The following is a 20,824-nucleotide window of genomic DNA, read 5'->3' as shown; positions in this document are numbered from 1 at the left end:
TTCACCTACTATTAATGAGATAAAAAATAGATAGGTGTAAAAATATGATCAGCATACCTTCAGTAGCCGAAGCCGAAAAACTCATCGAAGAAAAACTTGGAGGGTGGTTTGATGTAGTAATAAGCCACATCCCAAACTTTATTGTGGCAGTGGTAATAGCCATTGTATTTTCAATAATAGCGCGCTTTGCCGGCCAGCTAATGAAAAACCTATTAAGGCGCTCACTCGACTCTAAGCAAATTGCAGATTTAATGGCGTCTATTTTTAAGGTTATTGTGTTATGTGTGGGCCTATTTATCGCTTTAGATTTTATGGGGTTAAAAGGCACAGTCACATCGTTACTAGCGGGTGCGGGTATTGTAGGTTTAGCCATTGGCTTTGCTTTTCAAGACATGACCGAGAACTTAATTGCCGGTATTGCTATGGGAATACGCAAGCCATTTAAAGCGGGTGATGTAATTGAAACCGACGATGTATTTGGCTCTGTACATTCTATAAACCTGCGTAACACGCTAATAGAGAGCTTTTACGGGCAGTTAATACTGGTACCTAACAAGGTATTATTTAGAAACGTGTTAAAGAATTACACCACGTTAGGCGTTAGGCGTATAGAGGTACCGGTGGGTATTTCATACGGCGACGACATTGAAAAAGCCAAAGAAGTTATCGTTGATAAAATTAACGAGTTTGACTTTGTAATACGTAAAGATGAAACCGCTGTGTACGCAGAAGGTTTTGGCGACAGTAGTATTAATTTACTGGTGTGGTTTTGGATAAAATACCCAGGCGAGCCAGACTTTATGACAGTACGCCATAAAGGCGTAGTCGCTGTTAAACAAGCGCTTGATGCTGCAGATATAAGTATTCCATTCCCAATACGTACGTTAGATTTTGGCATTAAAGGCGGTGAAAAGCTCGATGCCATGATAAGCGATAAAATAAACCAACAGTCACCCAAACAACAAGGCGGGAGTAATACGGGTTCAAATCAAAGCGAATGAGCGACTAATACTGCTTTAAACTAGCCCAGTAATAGTTACCCACTAGCAGCGCATTTTTACATAAAAAGTGCGCTGCTAGTAATTTCAAAGCGCTAAGTCGGGTTAAATTTAACTACATACTTTTAATAAATTTATTTTAAGTTAATACTTATTTGCTTTTCGCCGCCATCGAGCTTTTGATTAGTAGTAAAAGCGTTTCACCACTGCTTTTTGTCATCGATTTTTTTGTAAACTCAGCAGAGCAGGCTGGAATAGGGCTGCCATCTAACTCTATTACCTTGTCGCCTACTTTTAATCCTGCCAAATCAGCAAAGGCTTTTATAATATCTCGTTCACTAATTTCTGGGCTAAAAAAGCCGGATACAGACACATCTGCAGCAAAGCCAAATATAGCTTCCTCTGCATGGCCAATAAGAGGGATTAGCAGTAGTAAATAAACCGTTTCATGTATTAGCTTCCTTGTGTAAGTGATGGGGTATTTGCATGCGTTAAGCCATATATTATTAACTGTTATCCATGGTGAGGTTGATTAGCAAACACTTGTAGATTGCCAACGGTATTAAAAATGCGCTGATTAGATGAACTTTACAGCCTTGTTATAGCATTCTTTTATCAAAGCTGTAGTAAGTCACTAATTTAAAAGAGTGGGAAAGGACGGCTCAGTGTTTGCTCTATTTTTTAATAGGGGGGCTAAAGCTAGAAGTTTAGATACTAAAGTGTGCTGTTAAGCATAAAAAAGCGCGGCTTGTGTTGGAGAAACAAGCCACGCAGAGGAATAAGTTATATAAACAAATGTTGTAATGCGGTATCAGATAACACTAATTTTATTACGGATAATTTTAACGCCATCCATATTTTCTAAAAACTTTTGCGCAAGTGCACGCTGAAAACCTGTTTGCGCTTCACCGTATAGGTCAACTTCACCGTCTTCAACCTGCACGCGAATATCGTTTAATGCTAAGTTTGGGTTAGTGCGTAACGTATTGGTGATAGTTTGTTGTAAGTTAGGTTGAGTAGCCACACTGCTTACTACGGCTAAGTTAGTTGCTGCACTTACTTTTGTAGCGCAAGCTAATAAAAATAAACAACAAAATGATACTAAAGCGATAGTTAACTTAAAGCGGTTCATAACTTCATCCTTACATTACGGTTAATCGTGCAGCTATTCTTAGCTGAGTTACTTTCTCAGTTACAATTTCGATGCCAGTTTTAATTTGTTGAAATATAAGGTTATTTTATTAAGTGAGAATTCAGGTAGGCAATAATTACATTTTAATGGGAATGAGTTACATGCTTGGGTTACATTTGTAACGGGTACAAAAAAGCCGGCAACTGCCGGCTTGTTTATTTATGGTGTTATTTCTTTTTAATTTTAGCTTTGGCTTTTTTCTTAGCTTTCATTTTTACCGGATCTTTACGCTTTTTAGCGGGTGGCTTAGCTTCTTTATGCTGTGGCTCAAGCCCTTTAATTATACGGCGCTTAAGTTTTTGCTCTGTGTATCGCTCAACCTTGTATAAAATGCCAATGTCGTGCGCTTCAACTAATGATATAGCAATCCCTTTTTTACCCGCACGGCCAGTACGGCCTATACGGTGTACATAGACATCGGCAGTGCGCGGCATATCAAAGTTAATTACGTGGCTAATGTCAGAAACATCAATACCGCGAGCCGCAACATCGGTTGCTATTAATATGCGCGTTTTGCCACTGTGGAAATTTTCCATCGCTTTCATGCGCTTATCTTGCGGCATTTCGCCACGCAGCCACGCGGCTTTTACGCCATTGTTAGTTAGCTCACCAATTAGCGTTTCTAGGCGCTCACGGGTTTTTACAAACACAATGGCTTTACTTACATCTGGGCCGTTTAGGGTATTAACCAACAGCTCAAGCTTGTGGTGGTAGTCATCAGCAAGGTGAACCCATTGATGAATTTTAGCTTTTTCTTTGCGTGACGATTCGGCTTCAAGTAAAGCTGGGTCGTTTAAAATACGCTCAGCAAATAACTCAACGCTATCGCCTTCTAACGTCGCAGAGAATAAAAAGCACTGACGACGGTTTTTAGCTTCGTCACATATGCGCAGCATTTCTTTTCTAAAGCCCATGTCTAACATGCGGTCGGCTTCATCAAGAATAAGCATTTCTACGTTTTCAGCATGGAAATTTTCGGTTTCAAGATATTCCATTAAACGCCCTGGTGTGGCGATTAAAATATCGTTATTGTTTTCAAAAATTTCTTTATGGGTGCCGTAGTTTATACCACCTGTTACTACACCAATTTTAAGGTGAGTGCCTTTAGCAAGCAGTTCACATTGCTCATGAATTTGATAAGCCAGTTCACGGGTTGGGGTCATTATTAACACACGTGCAAAACCTGGGTCGCGACGCGGAAAATCCATTAAGTATTGAATAGCCGGAATTAAAAATGCCGCCGTTTTACCTGTGCCAGTAGGTGCTGATGCTAAAATATCGCGACCTTGCAGCGCTTCAGGAATAGCTTGTTGTTGAATGCTGGTTGGTGTCTCGTAGCCCATTTTATCAATGGCGTTGAGTAGTTTAGTATCAAGATCAAATTCAGAAAATTGCATAGAGTGTCTAAAATAAGGGACAATTACCTGCAATTATACGCGCTATACGCCAGTTGGTGAATGAAAAGGTGAAAAAATGTCAGGGTTTACGTTTAAACAATTTAAGGTTGAGCACGATAGCTGTGCTATGAAGGTCTCAACCGATGGCATTTTACTTGGCGCATGGGCGTATTTAAAAGGTGCCAATACATTACTCGATATAGGCACAGGCACCGGTTTACTTGCGCTTATGTGTAAACAGCGCCAACCAGCACTTAGCATAACCGCTGTTGAAATTGATGAAGCTGCTTACAAGCAAGCGCAGCAAAATATAGCCTCTAGCCCGTGGCCAAATATCACAGTAAAGCACACCACTATACAAGCGTTTAAACAGGCGGCGCCATTTGATGTTGTGATTTCTAACCCCCCTTATTTTAACCGTAGTTTAAAAGGGCTAAGCGATGCCCGTAACACCGCACGCCATACCGATGGTTTAAGTTTTGACGAACTAATACATGCCTATATGCGTTTAAGTCATGAGCAATCGTGCTTTAACGTAATTTTACCCACCACAGAGGTGGGCTTATTCGTTGAATTGGCAAAACAAAGCGGGCTTTATTTAAACGCGCATTGCCAAGTAAAAACCACACCAAGTAAAGCATTTAGCCGCAGTTTAATGCGCTTTAGCTTAGTAGACACTTTGCCAGAGCTTACCTCCCTATGCATAAAAGATGACAACAACCGCTACAGCGATGATTATATTGCGTTATGTAAAGCGTTTTACTTGAAGATGTAAGTTTTAAGGCAGGTAATTATCTAGTAATAAAGGATAGTTTACCCATTATGCATACGTATTCAGTTTTTATTTGAGCAACTCTCAAACTAGTGTTAACCACTTGTAAATAACGTCGAGTATGTTGTTTAACTCGCCCAACACTGGAAACACACACTATGAAACTGAATAAAATGATCACCACTGCAGGTTTTAGCTTAGGTTTAACCTTACCAAGTTTAGTATCGGCTGCACCTACAACATTTGTGCATTTATTTGAATGGAATTGGCAAGATGTAGCCCGAGAATGTGAGCAGTTTTTAGGACCAAAAGGGTACGCTGCTGTACAGGTGTCTCCGCCTAACGAGCATATTACAGGTAGCCAATGGTGGACTCGCTATCAACCTGTGAGCTACCAACTACAAAGCCGAGGCGGTAACCGTTCGCAATTTATAGATATGGTTAATCGCTGTAACGCCGCAGGCGTCGATATATATGTTGATACATTAATAAACCATATGGCAGCCGGCAGTGGTACGGGCACTGCTGGTAACACTTTTGGTAATAAACAATACCCTATTTATAGCCCACAAGATTTTCACGAAAGTTGTTCTATTAACCCAGAAGATTACGGTAATAACCGTTATCGCGTGCAAAACTGTGAGCTAGTAGGGCTGGCCGATTTAAATACTTCTTCAAATTATGTGCAAAATACATTAGCGGCATATATTAATGACCTTCAAGCTATGGGTGTTAAAGGTTTTAGGTTTGATGCTGCTAAGCATGTTGCTGCAAGTGATATTCAAAGTTTAATGGCAAAAATAAATGGCTCGCCAGTGGTGTTTCATGAGGTGATAGATCAAGGTACTGAAGCGGTTGCTGCCTCAGAGTATTTAAGTACAGGGCTAGTTACCGAGTTTAAATACAGTACGCAGCTTGGTAATACCTTTAGAAATGGCTCGCTTGCATGGTTAAGTAATTTTGGTGAAGGCTGGGGCTTTATGCCAAGTTCATCAGCTGTGGTATTTGTAGATAACCACGACAATCAGCGCGGCCATGGTGGTGCAGGTAATGTAATTACCTTTGAAGATGGCCGTTTATACGACCTAGCCAACGTATTTATGTTGGCGTATCCGTATGGGTATCCAAAAGTAATGTCGAGTTATGATTTTCACGGCGATACAGATGCGGGTGGGCCAAGTGTACCGGTGCACAATAATGGTAATTTAGAATGTTTTGCAAGTAACTGGAAGTGTGAGCATCGTTGGTCTTATATTGCGGGTGGTGTCGCTTTTAGAAATAACACAGCCGACAACTGGGTAGTAACAAATTGGTGGGATAACACCCATAACCAGATTGCATTTGGACGTGGTAGCTCTGGTCATATGGCAATTAATAAAGAAGACTCAACGCTTAATACAACAATTCAAACAGATATGGCGCCTGGACAGTACTGTAATGTGTTAAAAGGCGAGCTTTTGGGTAATGCTACTAGTTGTAGCGGTGAAGTAATAACAGTTAATAGCAACGGCACCATCAATTTAAATGTAGCGCCATGGGATGCAATAGCAATTCATAAAAATGCTAAATTAACTCAAGGGACAGTGCCTAATAATAGCGACTGGCAAAGAACCGTTATTTTTATTAATGCTCAAACACAAAGCGGACAAGACATGTTTGTACGCGGTGGTATAGACCACAACTATGCAAATACAAACCTTGCTAGAAACTGCCAAACAACAAATGTTGAATGTGCTATGCCAATTCGCCATAACAATCTAAAAAACAACACCACAACACCTTGGAAAGCAAACGATAACTACCTAGATTGGTATGGAATTGAACAAGGCCAAAACAGTGAAGCGCAAGGTACTGCCATGGATTGGACTACAAATGTTTGGCCAAGTGAATATGGCGCCCAAAAATCGGTAGCAGTAGATGGCTTTGGTGTTACACCCCTTAATATATGGGGCGAACACTATTGGATGCTGGATGTTGATATGGATTGCAGTAAAGCTGTTAACGGATGGTTTGAATTAAAAGCATTTATAAAAAATGGCCAAGAGTGGGAAGGCGATATAAGCCAAGCAAATACCCCCTATACAAGTACTAACCATATGGCACAGTGTGGCAAAATTAATATGTTTGAATTTAACAGCTCAAGTGTAGAGGTACGTGACTTTTAAATACGTACTTTAAAACGCGTACGTTAAAAAACTATCAGCCAATTTAAAACCAAGTGGGTTAACGCGCACTTGGTTTTTTACTTTTATATGTACCTAAATAGCAGTTTAATTTAATAGTGCGTTTATAAATCAGCTGGTATTATCGTTTTATTCGCCATTTTTAATTTAGGCAACACAATGAAAAAGTTAAACAAACTACCGTTACTAACAACACTCGCTGCGGCTTTATTTATAAGCCAAGGTGCGCTTGCAAACATGACTCCTGTTGGGCTTTGGAAAACCATAGATGAAGACACCAACGAGGCTAAATCGTACGTACGCATTACTCAAAACGATAAGGTGCTCAGTGGTAAAGTTGAGGCTATTTTAGACCCAGCTAAACAAACCGGTATTTGTAAAGAGTGTGATGGGGCATTAAAAAATCAGCCTATTTTAGGGATGACCATAATCACTGATGTAAAACCAGAAGATGATGGCGTGTGGGGCGATGGTGAAATACTTGACCCTACAAATGGTAAAACTTATACCGTGCAACTAACGCCACAAAACGACGGTAAAACATTGGAAGTACGTGGCTATATAGGCTTTTTTTACCGTAACCAATATTGGCAACGTGTGGAGTAGCACTACTCGTTTGCTGTTTTTAAAAACTCGCGTTTAAGCCATGCTCGTAATGCGCTTACCTGTGGGTGATTAAGCATGGCGTGGCTCGTTGCAAAATAAAACTGCTGATGCGGATTTACAATGCTTTGGCCAATTTGCGTGAGCATGCCGTGCTTTATATCGTCGCGTACAAATTGTTTGTGGGTGACCAAAACGCCAAGCTGGCGCATCGCGGCTTGTGTTGCTTGCACTGAAATATTAAAGGTTAAGTTATTATGCTGCTTAGGCTGCGCTAAATTATTAGCCTCGCACCACGTTTGCCAATCGTTTTGCCTACGTGGGTTGGTAACGTAGATTGCTTTAAAACGCTGCAGCAAATTTTGCGCGGTTAACTCATCTTTATTTAAGCCAACTAAAAGCTGTGGGTTACAGACTAAAATTAACTGATCGTCGGCTAGTTTTTCACAGTGATATTTTTGCCACTTATCGGGCTGGCCATGAATAATCGCTGCATCAATCCCTTCGCGCTCTAAATCAAATTCTCCCACCAAGTTAGAAATACGAATGTCACTATTTGGCGAAATGCGCTGAAAATCGGCCACCCTAGGGATCCACCAGTGCAGTGCTAGTGAGTTAACCATATTGAGTGTTAAATAAGTTGGCTCATTCGCTGTGTTACTAGCCTCTTGGCTGGCTGCTAAAATTTCAGCCATGGCCGGGGCTATGCGTTTGTAATAGCGCTCACCCACAGGGTTGAGCTCAACGCGGCGACCAATGCGATTAAAAAGCGGTGTATTAAGTTGTAACTCTAACGCTTTAATAGACTGACTTACCGCCGAGTGACTAATACTTAGCTGCTCAGCCGCGAGCACCATGCTGCCAGTTTCGGCAACAGCTATAAACGTATAGAGAGATTTTAACGGCGCTGATTTGATCATAGGTTACTTATTAACAGTTAAGTTTTACTTACAGGTTAGTTTAATATTATTCGCTTTTAAATTTATAAAGTACACGTAAAATTAGCGCCATAAAAGCCAATGCCAATTTTTTGAAAAATAATAAATAGATTAAAAAAATTAAGCCTTTAATTTTGCTTTTTACATTCATTTTTTATTCAAAGGATAACTGCGGTGACGTTAAATTCTCGTGCTAGTGTGTTTATGCTGCTCTCTACATTTACCTTGGCGTTAAATAGCTTTATAGCCAAGTTACTTACCGATTACTTTAGCACCAGCGAAGTGGTTTTTTTACGGGTGTTTTTACCCGCGATTATTATGCTGGCATTGGCGGCAGGTATTAAATGGCAGCTACCTAATAAATCAGCATGGCGAACCTTTGCTATTCGCGCAATTTTTATAGTGCTGTGCCAAAACTGCTTTTTAGTGGCGCTAAATACTTTAACGCTGGTGGAGGCGGTTATTTTATTTAGCACTGGGCCGTTATTTATACCGCTAATAGAACGGGTGCTTTTTAAAACTAAATTAAATTGGTTATTGCTACCTACAATGGCGCTGATGTTTGCGGGTGTGATTATTCAAAATATTCATAGCGACGGCATACAATGGCGCTGGAGCTTATTAATTGGTTTAGGGGCTGGTATTTTTAATGCCTGCTCGCAAATCACCTTGTTTCGAGCCAGTAAAATTAACCTTCCGATGATGGTTATTAACGGTTGGAGTTTTACGCTGGCTGCCATTTTTATGGTGCCAGTATTAATGTTTACCAGCGAAGGTGAGCTATTTTACCAAGGTTTTGCAATCGATATAAGCAATTACAGTTTATTACTGATGGTGGCATTAATTGGGTTTTCGACCGCTGCAACGCAGTTTTTTAGAGGAAAGGCGTACCGATTAGCCAGTTCTAACTCGCAGCTAGCGCCGCTTATTTATTCTAACTTATTATTTGCGTTGTTATTTCAGCTAATTTTTTACGATACAACATTAAGTTTATCGCAAGTAATAGGCTCAGCGCTTATTGTACTGGCATGTATTATTAATACCTTTGCGCCTAATTGGCTATTGCAAAGGAAAGCAAAAATACGTGAAAAAAAGTGCGCTAAAAAACTTAGTTATTTGTAATGCGTTGGCCTAAACATGGTTTAGGCCAAACTCGTTATAGTGTTTCGCTATACTCTGTCATTATTTGTTCAACCCAGCTGGCTATGCGCTCATCGCTTAGCTCGTATTGGCTGTCTTCATCAAGCGCTAGGCCAACAAAGTGTTTGCCATCGGGGGTAAGTGCTTTTGACGCTTCAAACTCGTAGTTTTCATCGTTTGGCCAAAAACCAAGTTGCGTAAACGACTGGGTATTTATTTCATCGTGAAGCATACCAAGGGCGTCTTGAAACCATTGTCCGTAACCTTGTTGGTCGCCCATGCCAAATAAAGCAATGGTTTTACCATTTAGGTTTACATCTTTAATGTCGTCCCACTTAGACTCCCAGTCTTCTTGTATTTCTCCAAAATCCCATGTTGAAATACCAAAGATGATAAAGTCGTACTGCTCTGCATTTTTAAGTGGTTCGTCTTTAATATTGTGTAAGGTCACTACATCGGCGCCAATAAGGTCGCGAATTTTTTCTGCTGCCATCTCTGTGTAGCATGTAGTAGAGCCAAAAAATAAACCAATCTGCATCGTATTTATCACTGTGTAATTGCCTGTTATGATAGGGCGCAGTTTACCGTAAGGTATTTTTAATTGATACCTTCTACCGTGGGTATTACCAACATGAGATCACAACGTGACAACGCTACCTGACGATTTACCTGAACCAAATACCGAGCTAAACAGCAACAGCGACTTTTTAGAAACCTTTTTAGATAGCTTGTACTTAGAGCAAGGTGTAAGCGAAAACACCCTTAGCGCGTATCGCAGTGACCTAGATAAGTTTTGTCAGTTTTTAAAAGGCGAAAGCTTAATGACGGTAACCAGCTTAGATATAGAAAGCTACCTAGCGTATCGCGTAGATTTAGGGTTAAAACCACGTAGCACGGCACGCAGCATAAGTGCTTTAAAGCGGTTTTATCAGTATTTTGTACGTGAAAAACATATCGCAAGCTCACCGCTTGAAAACATTGCGCAACCAAAAGCGGGTCAATCGTTACCTAAAACGCTCTCAGAAGCCGAGGTAGAGGCATTATTAAGTGCGCCCAATATTGAAGAACCAATGGGGCTGCGCGATAAAGCCATGCTAGAGCTACTTTATGCTACGGGCTTGCGTGTAACCGAGCTTGTAGGGCTGCGTATGGAGCAAATTAACTTGCGCCAGTCGGTTGTGTTTGTAAAAGGTAAGGGCAACAAAGAGCGCTTAGTACCTTTAGGCGAAGAAGCCATGTACTGGCTTGAGCAGTTTTTAAAAGGGGGGCGTGCACAAATGATAAAACACGCCACCGATTTTGTGTTTCCTTCAAAACGCGGTGTAGGTATGACCCGACAAACCTTTTGGCATCGTATTAAACACTATGCTATTTTGGCGTCTATTGAGTCAGATTTATCGCCGCATACATTGCGTCATGCCTTTGCAACACATTTACTTAATCATGGTGCCGACTTAAGAGTGGTGCAGATGATGTTAGGGCACAGCGACTTATCGACTACACAAATTTATACCCATGTTGCCAATGAGCGATTAAAATCGGTACACTCAGAGCATCATCCGCGCGCGTAATATGAAATTTAATATCAGCTTAGCGGTCAATTTAGTACGTATTATTAGATAGAGAAAATTATGAAAAAATTAATGTTAGCAGGTGCAATGTTGTGCACAAGTATTAGTGCATTTGCAAACGGCGTAGCCACAACGCCAGATGCTAATGATCCTATTGTTACTAAATTTGCCACGTTAGGTGTAACAGTTAAGCAAATAAACCCAAGCCCTGTTGCCGGTTTAAAAGAGCTTATTACAAATAAAGGTGTACTTTACGCCAGCCCAGACGGCCAGTTTTTAATGCAAGGCACGTTAATTGATTTAAACAACCGCAGCAACTTAACCGAGCAAGCGTTAAATGGTGTACGTGTTGAAGGTATTAAAGAATACCAAGATTCAATGATTGTTTATAAAGCGCCCAACGAAAAACACCAAATTACGGTATTTACCGATATTAGCTGTGGCTATTGTCGTAAATTACACCGCGAACTAGACGACTTGCTTGATGCAGGCATTACTGTTCGTTATTTAGCATTTCCGCGTGGTGGACTGCAAGGTTCGGGCTACGCCGATTTAATGAATGTATGGTGTGCACGCGACCAACAAGAAGCACTAACAGAAGCTAAATCAGGCGAAGACACAACAGTTGTTGCCGGTTGTAGCGCACCAGTAGCTGAGCATTACCAGCTAGGCCAAAGCTTTGGTATTAGCGGCACGCCAGCCATTATTTTAGAAGACGGTACAATGATCCCTGGCTACCAGCCAGCCGCGGCATTAAGTGCAGCGCTTGAGGCGAACAAAGCAGGTTAATTAAAAATCTGAGTACCTGTTTAATACCAATCCGCGATAATACTTTATCATTTTGCGGGGCTAAACGTGTTTTACTGGCGTTAAAAAATGCTTATTTACGACAGCATGGATGCAGAAGATAGAGCAATGCAGGAGCTATTGCCGAGAACAACTAAATAGCGGATTTTTTGCTTAGTTATCAACACGTTTTTTCAGCCTCAAAATAGATCACTTAATTAAGCGAATTGGTTTAAAAAGGCCTTTATGGCCTTTTTTTGTCTTTTTATTATGAACACCATAAGTTAAAAACCAGCATGAAAAAACTGATCATTGCGCGCGAAAATGTAGACGATTCTTACCTGCCAAGCGATCTGCACCCTGTTATTAAGCAAATTTATGCCACGCGTAACGTGCAAAATGCACACGAGCTAAATAATAGTGCAGCCACGCTAATCGACTTTAAACTGTTTAAAGACATCGACAAAGCCACCGAGCTATTAATTGATGCGCTGAATGCGCAAAGCCGCATTTTAATTGTTGGCGACTTCGATGCCGATGGCGCAACCAGTACAGCCACCTTAATGCAAGGCTTGGCAATGTTTGGCTTTAATAACTTAGACTACCTTGTACCGGACAGGTTTAGCTTAGGCTATGGTTTAAGCCCTGCGCTTGCTGAGCAAATTGTTGATATAAAACCAGAGCTGGTCATTACGGTAGATAACGGTATTTCATGTATTGCAGGCATAGACATACTAAAAAAAGTGGGCATTAAAGTACTGGTTACTGATCACCACTTGCAAGGGGAGCAGCTCCCTAATGCCGATGCAATTGTTAACCCAAACCGTCATGATTGCCGTTTTCCTTCAAAATCAATTGCGGGTGTCGGCGTTGCCTTTTACTTGCTTATAGCCCTTAGAAGCACGTTACGAGAGCAAGGTTATTTTGAACGCCATGCTATGCCAAATTTAGCCGACTTGCTTGATATAGTTGCCCTTGGCACCGTGGCCGATGTAGTTGCGCTTGATGCAAATAACCGCACTTTAGTACACCAAGGGTTGGCGCGTATTCGCAGCGGTAAAACACGCCCAGGTATTACTGCGCTTATTGAAGTGGCTAATCGTAATGCAGCGCGTTTAAGCGCCAGTGACTTTGGTTTTTCGTTGGCCCCGCGTTTAAACGCAGCAGGGCGACTAGATGACATGAGTTTGGGCATAGCGTGCTTATTAAGTACCGATATAAACCAAGCAAGGCGGATTGCCAGCGAGTTAGATAGCTTAAACCATGCACGGCGCGAAATAGAGCAGGGCATGCAAGCCGAGGCACAAGCAGTGCTTGATAGGCTCGCGTTTAGTGACGATAACATTCCCGATGCCATTTGTTTATACCAAGAAGATTGGCACCAAGGTGTTATTGGTATTTTGGCGGGTCGCTTAAAAGAAAAATACCACCGCCCAACCGTTATTTTTGCCGGTGGCGAAAACGGTGAAATAAAAGGCTCGTGCCGCTCTATTGAAGGGCTACACATGCGCGATTTACTCGAAGGGCTAAATACCGCCGACCCGCACTTAATTAATAAATTTGGCGGCCACGCCATGGCGGCAGGGCTAAGTATTGATGAGCAAAATTTTAATGACTTTAAAAACGCGTTTGATGCAGCTGTAAGCGCGCAGTTAAGCGAAGAAAGTAAACGCTGCATTGTATTTACCGATGGCGAGCTGCCAAACGAGTGCTTTACAATGGACTTTGCTCAGCTATTAAAGCAATCAGGCCCATGGGGGCAGCAATTTCCTGAGCCGGTATTTGAGCACACCTTTGAAGTTATTCAGCAGCGTATAGTAGGCGAAAAACACTTAAAGCTGGTGCTTAAACATCAATCTGGGCGCTTAGTTGACGCCATTGCATTTGGAATAGATGTAAAAGCATGGCCCGACACCGAAGCCCGTTATGTCAAAGTGGCTTATCAGCTCGACATAAACGAATTTAGAGGTAAGTTTAGCCTGCAATTAATTGTTCGCGAGCTTGAAAAAGTGCATTAAAAAATATGCACAATGCATGCATAAAAGGCTAATAAAGCGCGCGGTTTTTTGTTAAAATCGGGCGTTTTTATCATTTGACGATAATTTATTGCGTTTAGTGCTAATTTTAGCGCGCAATAATCTAGCCATTTTGGAGTAATGTACATGTTTGAAGTGAATCCTGTGATTAATCAAATCAAGGAAATTCGCGAACGTACTGAACTGCTTCGGGGGTACCTTTGACTACGCTCACAAACAAGAGCGCCTAGAAGAAGTAAACGCCGAACTTGAAGATTCAGCCGTATGGAATGAACCTGAGCGCGCACAAGCACTTGGTCGTGAAAAATCAGCCTTAGAAGCCGTTGTTGAAACAATCGACAACTTAGTAGCAGGTGCTGATGACGTAGAAGGTTTATTAGAGCTTGCAGTAGAAGCAGAAGATGAAGACACGTTTGTTGAAGCGCAAACTGAACTTGAAGGCTTAAATAAACAGCTTGAGGGTTTAGAGTTTCGCCGTATGTTTTCGGGCTCTCACGATGCAAACGATGCTTACCTTGATTTACAGTCTGGGTCTGGCGGTACTGAAGCACAAGACTGGTGTAACATGTTATTACGCATGTATTTACGCTGGGGCGAAGCTAAAGGCTTTAAAGTTGAGCTAGTAGAAGCAACCGATGGCGATGTAGCCGGTATTAAAGGTGCAACAGTGCGCTTTGTAGGCGAATACGCATATGGTTGGCTGCGCACAGAAACAGGTGTACACCGTTTAGTCCGTAAAAGCCCATTTGATTCAAGTGGTCGTCGTCATACCTCGTTTGCCTCTGCCTTTGTTTACCCAGAAGTAGATGACAATATTGAAATTGATATTAATCCGGCTGACTTACGTATAGACGTTTACCGTGCATCGGGCGCGGGTGGTCAGCACGTTAATACCACCGAATCGGCAGTACGTATTACTCACGTACCTACCAACACGGTTGTTCAGTGTCAAAACGAGCGTTCACAACACAAAAATAAAGCCCAAGCAATGAAGCAGTTAAAAGCAAAATTATTTGAGCTTGAACTTCAGCAGCAAAATGCTGAAAAGCAATCGCAAGAAGACGCAAAGTCGGATATTGGCTGGGGAAGCCAAATTCGTTCTTACGTACTTGATGATGCACGCATTAAAGATTTACGAACTGGCGTTGAAAACCGTAATACGCAATCGGTACTTGACGGCAACCTAGACAAATTTATTGAAGCCAGCCTAAAATCTGGCCTATAACCACCAAGCTAAAAAAGAGCTAAAAAATGACTGATCAAATCCAAGACGAAAATAAGTTAATCGCTGAGCGTCGCGGCAAATTAGACGCTATTCGCGAAAATTGCCCAGCCAACGGTCATCCTAATCAGTTCCGTCGTGAACATTACACGGCTGATTTACAGGCTGAGTTTGGTGATAAGAGTAAAGAAGAATTAGTAGAGCTTAAGCACGTTGTATCAATTGCTGGCCGTATTTTAGCTAAGCGTGGTCCTTTTATGGCCATTCAAGACATGAAAGGCCGTGTACAAGCTTACGCATCTAAAGATGTGCAAAAAGACTTAAAAGCAAAATATGGCCAACTAGATATTGGCGATATTATTGGTGTTAAAGGTGCGCTTAATAAATCAGGTAAAGGCGATTTATACGTAGAAATGACCGAGTACGAACTACTTACTAAGTCACTACGCCCATTACCAGAGAAGTTTCATGGTTTATCAGATCAAGAAACCAAGTACCGTCAACGTTATGTTGATTTAATTACTAACGAAGCGACGCGCGAAACTTTCCGCATTCGATCACAAGTAGTTGAAGGTATTCGTCGCTTTTTAGCAGAGCGCGACTTTATGGAAGTAGAAACGCCAATGCTACAGGTTATTCCTGGCGGTGCGTCTGCGCGTCCATTTGTGACTCACCATAACGCACTTGATATAGACATGTACTTACGTATAGCGCCTGAGCTTTACCTTAAGCGTTTAGTAGTAGGTGGTTTTGACCGCGTATTTGAAATTAACCGTAACTTCCGTAACGAAGGGTTATCAACGCGTCACAACCCAGAATTCACTATGATTGAATTTTACCAAGCATACGCTGATTACATCGACCTGATGAACATTACCGAAGACATGCTACGTACAGTTGCAACAAACGTTTTAGGTAGCCCAATTGTAGTTAATACCACTAAAGATGAAAACGGCGAAGTTATCGACTCAGTAGAGTACGACTTTGGCCAACCGTTTGAGCGCCTAAGCATGGCTGATGCTATCTTAAAATATAACCCTGAGTTTGATGCTGCGGTATTTAATGACCCAGAAAACCACTTTGAAGAATTAAAAGCGTACGCTAAACAAGTGCACGTTAAAATTCCTGAAAATTGTGTATGGGGCCCAGGTAAGTTTTTATGTGAAATATTTGAAGAGACTGCTGAGCACATGCTTATCCAACCTACATTTATTACAGGCTACCCGTGGGAAGTATCGCCACTTGCGCGCCGTAACGACGAAAACCCATTTGTTACCGACCGCTTTGAGTTTTTTGTTGGCGGACGTGAGCTTGCAAATGGCTTCTCGGAGCTTAATGATGCGCAAGATCAAGCAGAGCGTTTTACTCGCCAAGTTGAAGAAAAAGACGCCGGCGATGATGAAGCAATGCATTACGATGAAGACTACATACGCGCACTAGAGTACGGCTTACCGCCTACTGCCGGTGAAGGTATTGGTATTGACCGCTTAGTAATGTTATTTACTGATTCACCAACCATTAAAGATGTTATTTTGTTCCCGCATATGCGCCCACAAGCTGACTAAGCTTTAACAAAATAAATGTGATAAACGCCGCTAAATTTTAGCGGCGTTTTTGTGTGAGTATAAAAATAAGCGCCAATGCAGAAAAAGTTGGAGAGTAAATTGCTTTATAAAAACAGACGAAAGAGAGGGTAAGATTGTTCGCTTTTTAATTAATTAGTACTAAACTAAATTTTAAAGCTAGTTATTAGTGCTTATTAATAGTTAATTCAGATTGGGTTATTTAATGTAGCCTTGTTTTAAATGACCTTAATAACAGTGCTATAACGTAATTTTATGACTGTTTTTTAAACATTATGTTGTATTTATGTAAAAAACTTAGCTAAAATACGCCAAAATTTTGAGCTGGGTTAAAATAGCACTCTAAATATGAATTCTCAAATGGACTTAGAATATAATATGAAAGACAACCGAGTTGAAGAATCGCCAGAAACTGACACCACAGAGCAAAAGCGACAAGCTTATTACCGAGCCTGTATTGCTGAGTTTCAGCAATTAGGTTACCAAGAGCAATATTTAGCGCAGCTCAAAGATGATTTAGTGCCTTTAATGGGCGTTAACCCACAAGACAAAAACATTTAAATCGTTTACTTTTCAAACCAATTATACAATTAAAGCTGACTTATGTGCGTTCTGTAACCAGATAGTCATTTTTGGCATAAAAGTGTTTGACATATTTTCTGAAATCTTTATTATACGCCCCACAAGACGGAGAGGTGTCCGAGTGGCCGAAGGAGCTCCCCTGCTAAGGGAGTATAGAGTTTGTAGCTCTATCGAGGGTTCGAATCCCTCCTTCTCCACCATTTCTTATTAAAAACCGCTTAGTTGCGGTTTTTTTGTGCCTAAAATTTAACAACCCATGTATCCAAGGAGGGTGAGAATCCTCGCTAGGGTTCGATAAAATGTCTGGAACACTTTAAGCCGCCGCAGGCGTTGCGAAGCAATTAATTACATGGATGTAATTAAGCTAATCCCTCCTTCTCCACCATTTCTTATTAAAGTAGGTGAATCAAAACTCATTGAATACACTGGGTAGTTACGGCATTATTAATAACAACTCCACTAACGTAAGTTTAATTATGTTTCGTTTAATTGCACCTTTAATAGGCCTTGTGGCTTTAAGTACACACGCAGCCCAAGACATTACGGTTTATAAATGCACAATTAAAGGAGTCGCTACATTTAGCCAAACACCCTGTGCTGACAATGCAGAAGTTATTAAGCTAAAACAGCCACTAGTTGCCGATAAGTACGGCAATAATGCAAACTCACCCGCAATGCCTGGTGCCTCTGTAGATAACTACATTGAGATTAAAAAAATTGATCGTGAAATTAAACGCCACCAGCTTACTATCAAAAATTATAAAGAAGACTTAGCTGACGCCAAACAACAAGCCAGCTATGTTACTCAAGATCAAGCTAATAGAATGGGCGCCGAATCAATAGCCGATGCGATAGCCACTAAAACTACGGCGATTCAAAATCGCTATAACGCCTTAATTAGCGCTGTAGAGCAACAAATCTCTATTTTACAGCAGCAGAAACAGCAGCTGAGCAAACAACCTTAACTGCTAAATAAGCAGTTTACACATTGCGCAAGGTACACCTTTTACAACATATATTAAAAAATACCGCAAATAACATACTGTTCGCTATACTGATATTTAAAATTAAGTACTTTTAAAAAGTCAGGGAGCTATGTGAAAAATTTTAACTCAAAATATCATTCAGTTATCTTTTACATAATTTTTTCATTAGCGTACTTTTTAATTGGTATTTCACTCACTAAACTCGCCTTTAATACTCAAATTATCCCGGTATGGTTGCCTGCAGGCATTGCCTTAGTTGGATGCTATATGTGGTGGTGGCGCTTCATTCCAGCGCTTTTTATAGCAGCCTTTGCTTTTAACTTTAATATTTTTGACAGCACAGCTCACGATATGGTGTTAGTTGGCAATACCTTCAGCCAAGCCATGTATATTGCTATTGGCATTGTATTGCAGGCAATGGTGGGGGCTGGTTTACTTAAATATTGGCTTGGGCACCCGCTGTATTTTAAAAAACGCGCAAGTATCATTTATTTTATTTTTGTTGTGGGCATTGCGGTTAGTTTAATTTCAGCAAATTTTGGGGTGTTTGCGCTGAGCCAATTTAACTCCGCATACGATATTAAAGATCATTGGCAAAATGTGTTATTTTGGTGGCTAGGAGACTCATTAGGCGTAATTATTGCCACTCCTCTGCTATTGGTGCTTACTCAGTTTAAGGGGCAAAATAGGCCTATATCGCCGCTGCCTACGTTAGCGGTATGTAGTATTTTATTTGTATCTGTTGCAGTAACTACTCAGCTTTATAACCAAGAAAACAGACAAAATACCGTTAAAGTCGCCGAGCGAGAAGCTCACATTATTGAAAATAGCTTATATCGCTACATCAACCAAAGTTTAATAGCGGTGCAAAGCTTAGCCAGCCAAGTACAATCTAACCCTGATTTAAACCAACAAGACTTTTACGCCTACGCCAGCGAGTTACTGGCACAGCATTCGTTTATTAAAGCGCTTTCGTGGAATCAAAAAATAGCGCAAAGTGAGCGAGCTTCGTTTACCCAAGAAGTTGCCGATATATACCACCTAGACTTTGAAATTGTCGGGGAGCCCCTTGAACCAGACGATCCTATGGTCATCGTTAAATACATTGCCCCTTTTAATGGCAACCAAAAAGCGGTTGGTTTTAATGTGTACTCAAACCCAGACAGAAAAGCATCGCTAGTAGACCCTGCAATTAGGTATCAGCCTGTCAGCACTAAAATTATTCAGTTAGTGCAAACAGCTGAGCCTGAGCCCGCTTATCTGCTATTTGCCCCCGTGTACGAACAACAACAGCAAAAAGCTACTATAAAGGGGTACGCAACAGGTGTGTTTTTAGTGCGTAATATTATTGAGCAAGCGATTAACGAGCAACAATCAGAGATGTTTTCTATTGCGTTTTATGAAGATGTAAATAAGCCCGCTTTTTATAGTAACTACGGCAAAAGTTTAAATATCGCTCAGGGCAGCCGTGTTATGAAACTAAAGCTCAGCTTTGGTGGGCAAATATGGAACGCACATTTAGCCTTAAAAGAAAAATACCTTGCCCCCCATAATAACCAATTAACACTGTATTTAATGGCCTTGCAATTGGTGGTATGCGCTTTAATTTTAATTGTTTTACTGCTTTTTAATCAGCAACAAATTGCCCTTACCCGAAAAGTCGCAGAGCGCACCCATTCGCTTGCGCAAGCTAAAAAGCAATCTGACTTAGCTAATCAGGCTAAAAGCCGATTTTTAGCCAATATGAGCCATGAAATACGCACACCATTAAATGCAGTTATTGGCTTTTCATCATTAGCGCGCAAAGAAGACAACGCACACACTCTTATTGGTTACTTAGACAAAATAAACTCTTCATCTAAAAGCTTACTAAACCTGATTAACGACATACTCGATATTTCAAAAATTGAATCACATAAGCTCAAGCTAGAAAGCACAGCGTTTGACCTACATGCAATTATAAAGCGTATTAACACAATGTTTGAAGCCAGTGCAGCCAATAAAGGCATTGGCTGGCAGGTTAGCAGTCATCTTCCGGTAGATACTTGGTATGTAGGCGACCCTTTACGCTTTGAGCAAGTAGTGCTAAACCTTTGCAGCAACGCAATAAAATTTACAGAGCAAGGCAAAGTAAATGTAGACTTTGGCGGAGAGTTTATCAGTACTGACAAAGTTAAAATTACCGTAACCGTTACAGATACGGGTATTGGCATAAAGCCTACCCAGCAGTCCAAGCTATTTAGTGCCTTTACCCAAGCAGACGACTCAACATCAAGGCGATACGGTGGCACAGGCCTGGGCTTAACTGTCGTAAAAGAGCTCAGTAAATTAATGGGCGGTAACGTCACATTACAGAGCGAACCAAACGTTGGCTCTACGTTTAAATTTGACGTTGAGCTTCGCACCAGCCCAGTACAAGAGCAAGCCGAGCTTGTATACTCGGGTACTAAATTGGCGGCTTTAAAAGTGCTAGTAGCAGAAGATAACCCGGTAAACCAAATGGTAATTAAAGCCATGCTAGGCTCATTAGGTATTGTTGCCCATATTGTCGAAAATGGCGAAGCGGCAGTAGATATAGCAAAAGAGCAACACTTTGACTTAATTTTAATGGACTGCCAAATGCCAATAATGGATGGTTACAGAGCCACCGCCCTAATTAGGCAATTTAAAAGTGAGGTAGAGCTGCCTATTATTGCGCTGACCGCCGATGTTATGCCTGAGGATAAAGCCCATGCTCAAGCCGTTGGTTTTAATCAGCATCTTGCAAAACCGCTAGAACTGGTTAAGCTAACCGCGTGCTTAGCCCAATACGCCGAAATTGAAGAGCCCTAATAC

18 protein-coding genes and 1 tRNA gene are annotated in these 20,824 nt (G+C 41.2%); 14 read left to right on the top strand and 5 right to left on the bottom strand.

Going from position 1 to position 20,824, the window contains the following annotated elements; all coding sequences use genetic code 11:
* The first annotated feature begins 44 nt into the window (after nucleotides 1-44).
* A complete protein-coding gene (locus tag AN395_RS17305; protein WP_029774207.1) occupies nucleotides 45-1,001 on the top strand; it encodes a mechanosensitive ion channel family protein in 957 nt (318 codons plus the stop codon).
* A gap of 148 nt (nucleotides 1,002-1,149) precedes the next feature.
* Here AN395_RS17305 and AN395_RS17300 read toward each other — a convergent pair whose 3' ends face one another.
* From AN395_RS17300 to srmB, 3 genes are all read right to left on the bottom strand, one after another.
* Complete coding sequence (locus tag AN395_RS17300) at nucleotides 1,150-1,371, bottom strand: PDZ domain-containing protein (protein ID WP_054983751.1); 222 nt, start codon at nucleotides 1,369-1,371, stop codon at nucleotides 1,150-1,152.
* Nucleotides 1,372-1,809: 438 nt separating this feature from the next.
* A complete protein-coding gene (locus AN395_RS17295; RefSeq protein WP_054983750.1) occupies nucleotides 1,810-2,130 on the bottom strand; it encodes a BON domain-containing protein in 321 nt (106 codons plus the stop codon).
* A gap of 227 nt (nucleotides 2,131-2,357) precedes the next feature.
* Nucleotides 2,358-3,587 carry an ATP-dependent RNA helicase SrmB gene (gene srmB / locus AN395_RS17290; RefSeq protein WP_004587997.1) on the bottom strand — a complete coding sequence of 410 codons (1,230 nt, stop codon included), beginning with the start codon at nucleotides 3,585-3,587 and terminating at the stop codon, nucleotides 2,358-2,360.
* A 76-nt stretch (nucleotides 3,588-3,663) separates the two neighbouring features.
* Between srmB and AN395_RS17285 the strand changes: the two genes are divergently transcribed.
* The 3 genes from AN395_RS17285 to AN395_RS17275 all read left to right on the top strand — a co-directional run bounded on the left by AN395_RS17285 (nucleotide 3,664) and on the right by AN395_RS17275 (nucleotide 7,148).
* On the top strand, nucleotides 3,664-4,362 hold the full coding sequence (locus AN395_RS17285) for a tRNA1(Val) (adenine(37)-N6)-methyltransferase (RefSeq protein WP_054983749.1): 699 nt from the start codon (nucleotides 3,664-3,666) through the stop codon (nucleotides 4,360-4,362).
* Nucleotides 4,363-4,517: 155 nt separating this feature from the next.
* Entirely contained in the window at nucleotides 4,518-6,524 is a 2,007-nt protein-coding gene (locus AN395_RS17280; protein ID WP_054983748.1) for an alpha-amylase family protein, read from the top strand.
* Between the two features lie 177 nt (nucleotides 6,525-6,701).
* Nucleotides 6,702-7,148 carry a DUF2147 domain-containing protein gene (locus AN395_RS17275; RefSeq protein WP_054983747.1) on the top strand — a complete coding sequence of 149 codons (447 nt, stop codon included), beginning with the start codon at nucleotides 6,702-6,704 and terminating at the stop codon, nucleotides 7,146-7,148.
* A 2-nt stretch (nucleotides 7,149-7,150) separates the two neighbouring features.
* On the opposite strand, the gene AN395_RS17270 is transcribed toward AN395_RS17275, so the two are convergent.
* Complete coding sequence (locus AN395_RS17270) at nucleotides 7,151-8,065, bottom strand: LysR substrate-binding domain-containing protein (RefSeq protein ID WP_054983746.1); 915 nt, start codon at nucleotides 8,063-8,065, stop codon at nucleotides 7,151-7,153.
* A 192-nt stretch (nucleotides 8,066-8,257) separates the two neighbouring features.
* Here AN395_RS17270 and AN395_RS17265 point away from each other — a divergent pair, with 192 nt between their 5' ends.
* Nucleotides 8,258-9,205, top strand: coding sequence for a DMT family transporter (locus tag AN395_RS17265; protein WP_054983745.1), 948 nt, complete (start codon nucleotides 8,258-8,260; stop codon nucleotides 9,203-9,205).
* A 34-nt stretch (nucleotides 9,206-9,239) separates the two neighbouring features.
* Here the strand turns inward: AN395_RS17265 and fldB are convergent, their stop codons facing one another.
* On the bottom strand, nucleotides 9,240-9,761 hold the full coding sequence (gene fldB / locus AN395_RS17260; RefSeq protein WP_004588002.1) for a flavodoxin FldB: 522 nt from the start codon (nucleotides 9,759-9,761) through the stop codon (nucleotides 9,240-9,242).
* A gap of 106 nt (nucleotides 9,762-9,867) precedes the next feature.
* Here fldB and xerD point away from each other — a divergent pair, with 106 nt between their 5' ends.
* The 9 genes from xerD to AN395_RS17215 all read left to right on the top strand — a co-directional run bounded on the left by xerD (nucleotide 9,868) and on the right by AN395_RS17215 (nucleotide 20,821).
* Complete coding sequence (xerD, locus tag AN395_RS17255) at nucleotides 9,868-10,794, top strand: site-specific tyrosine recombinase XerD (protein ID WP_054983744.1); 927 nt, start codon at nucleotides 9,868-9,870, stop codon at nucleotides 10,792-10,794.
* Nucleotides 10,795-10,854: 60 nt separating this feature from the next.
* Nucleotides 10,855-11,583, top strand: coding sequence for a bifunctional protein-disulfide isomerase/oxidoreductase DsbC (gene dsbC, locus AN395_RS17250; protein ID WP_054983743.1), 729 nt, complete (start codon nucleotides 10,855-10,857; stop codon nucleotides 11,581-11,583).
* 293 nt (nucleotides 11,584-11,876) lie between these two features.
* Entirely contained in the window at nucleotides 11,877-13,598 is a 1,722-nt protein-coding gene (gene recJ, locus AN395_RS17245; protein WP_054983767.1) for a single-stranded-DNA-specific exonuclease RecJ, read from the top strand.
* Nucleotides 13,599-13,742: 144 nt separating this feature from the next.
* A protein-coding gene (gene prfB, locus AN395_RS17240) for a peptide chain release factor 2 (RefSeq protein ID WP_096041210.1) occupies nucleotides 13,743-14,841 on the top strand; the annotation gives its coding sequence in 2 pieces (ribosomal slippage) (nucleotides 13,743-13,817 and nucleotides 13,819-14,841; 1,098 coding nt in all).
* A gap of 26 nt (nucleotides 14,842-14,867) precedes the next feature.
* On the top strand, nucleotides 14,868-16,403 hold the full coding sequence (gene lysS / locus AN395_RS17235) for a lysine--tRNA ligase (protein WP_004588007.1): 1,536 nt from the start codon (nucleotides 14,868-14,870) through the stop codon (nucleotides 16,401-16,403).
* Nucleotides 16,404-16,799: 396 nt separating this feature from the next.
* Nucleotides 16,800-16,982: a hypothetical protein gene (locus AN395_RS17230; RefSeq protein ID WP_024031585.1), complete on the top strand. Its 183-nt coding sequence runs from the start codon at nucleotides 16,800-16,802 to the stop codon at nucleotides 16,980-16,982.
* A 128-nt stretch (nucleotides 16,983-17,110) separates the two neighbouring features.
* Nucleotides 17,111-17,203: transfer RNA gene (locus AN395_RS17225), tRNA-Ser, on the top strand.
* Between the two features lie 276 nt (nucleotides 17,204-17,479).
* Complete coding sequence (locus AN395_RS17220; RefSeq protein WP_039972466.1) at nucleotides 17,480-17,968, top strand: RNA-binding protein; 489 nt, start codon at nucleotides 17,480-17,482, stop codon at nucleotides 17,966-17,968.
* A 132-nt stretch (nucleotides 17,969-18,100) separates the two neighbouring features.
* The gene (locus AN395_RS17215) at nucleotides 18,101-20,821 is read left to right on the top strand and encodes an ATP-binding protein (protein ID WP_054983742.1); all 2,721 of its coding nucleotides are present in this window, start codon (nucleotides 18,101-18,103) and stop codon (nucleotides 20,819-20,821) included.
* The last annotated feature ends 3 nt before the right edge of the window (nucleotides 20,822-20,824 follow it).

The organism is Pseudoalteromonas sp. P1-30 (assembly GCF_001400005.1).
Lineage (GTDB): Bacteria > Pseudomonadota > Gammaproteobacteria > Enterobacterales > Alteromonadaceae > Pseudoalteromonas > Pseudoalteromonas atlantica.
This window is presented reverse-complemented; position numbering and strand designations above follow the sequence as displayed.

Coding starts and splice junctions, on each gene's coding strand:
- lysS (WP_004588007.1), top strand. CDS start 14,868: ATGACTGATCAAATCCAAGACGAAAATAAGTTAATCGCTGAGCGTCGC.
- srmB (WP_004587997.1), bottom strand. CDS start 3,587: ATGCAATTTTCTGAATTTGATCTTGATACTAAACTACTCAACGCCATT.
- recJ (WP_054983767.1), top strand. CDS start 11,877: ATGAAAAAACTGATCATTGCGCGCGAAAATGTAGACGATTCTTACCTG.
- AN395_RS17280 (WP_054983748.1), top strand. CDS start 4,518: ATGAAACTGAATAAAATGATCACCACTGCAGGTTTTAGCTTAGGTTTA.
- AN395_RS17305 (WP_029774207.1), top strand. CDS start 45: ATGATCAGCATACCTTCAGTAGCCGAAGCCGAAAAACTCATCGAAGAA.
- AN395_RS17275 (WP_054983747.1), top strand. CDS start 6,702: ATGAAAAAGTTAAACAAACTACCGTTACTAACAACACTCGCTGCGGCT.
- AN395_RS17285 (WP_054983749.1), top strand. CDS start 3,664: ATGTCAGGGTTTACGTTTAAACAATTTAAGGTTGAGCACGATAGCTGT.
- AN395_RS17220 (WP_039972466.1), top strand. CDS start 17,480: ATGTTTCGTTTAATTGCACCTTTAATAGGCCTTGTGGCTTTAAGTACA.
- fldB (WP_004588002.1), bottom strand. CDS start 9,761: ATGCAGATTGGTTTATTTTTTGGCTCTACTACATGCTACACAGAGATG.
- AN395_RS17230 (WP_024031585.1), top strand. CDS start 16,800: ATGAAAGACAACCGAGTTGAAGAATCGCCAGAAACTGACACCACAGAG.
- dsbC (WP_054983743.1), top strand. CDS start 10,855: ATGAAAAAATTAATGTTAGCAGGTGCAATGTTGTGCACAAGTATTAGT.
- AN395_RS17270 (WP_054983746.1), bottom strand. CDS start 8,065: ATGATCAAATCAGCGCCGTTAAAATCTCTCTATACGTTTATAGCTGTT.
- AN395_RS17295 (WP_054983750.1), bottom strand. CDS start 2,130: ATGAACCGCTTTAAGTTAACTATCGCTTTAGTATCATTTTGTTGTTTA.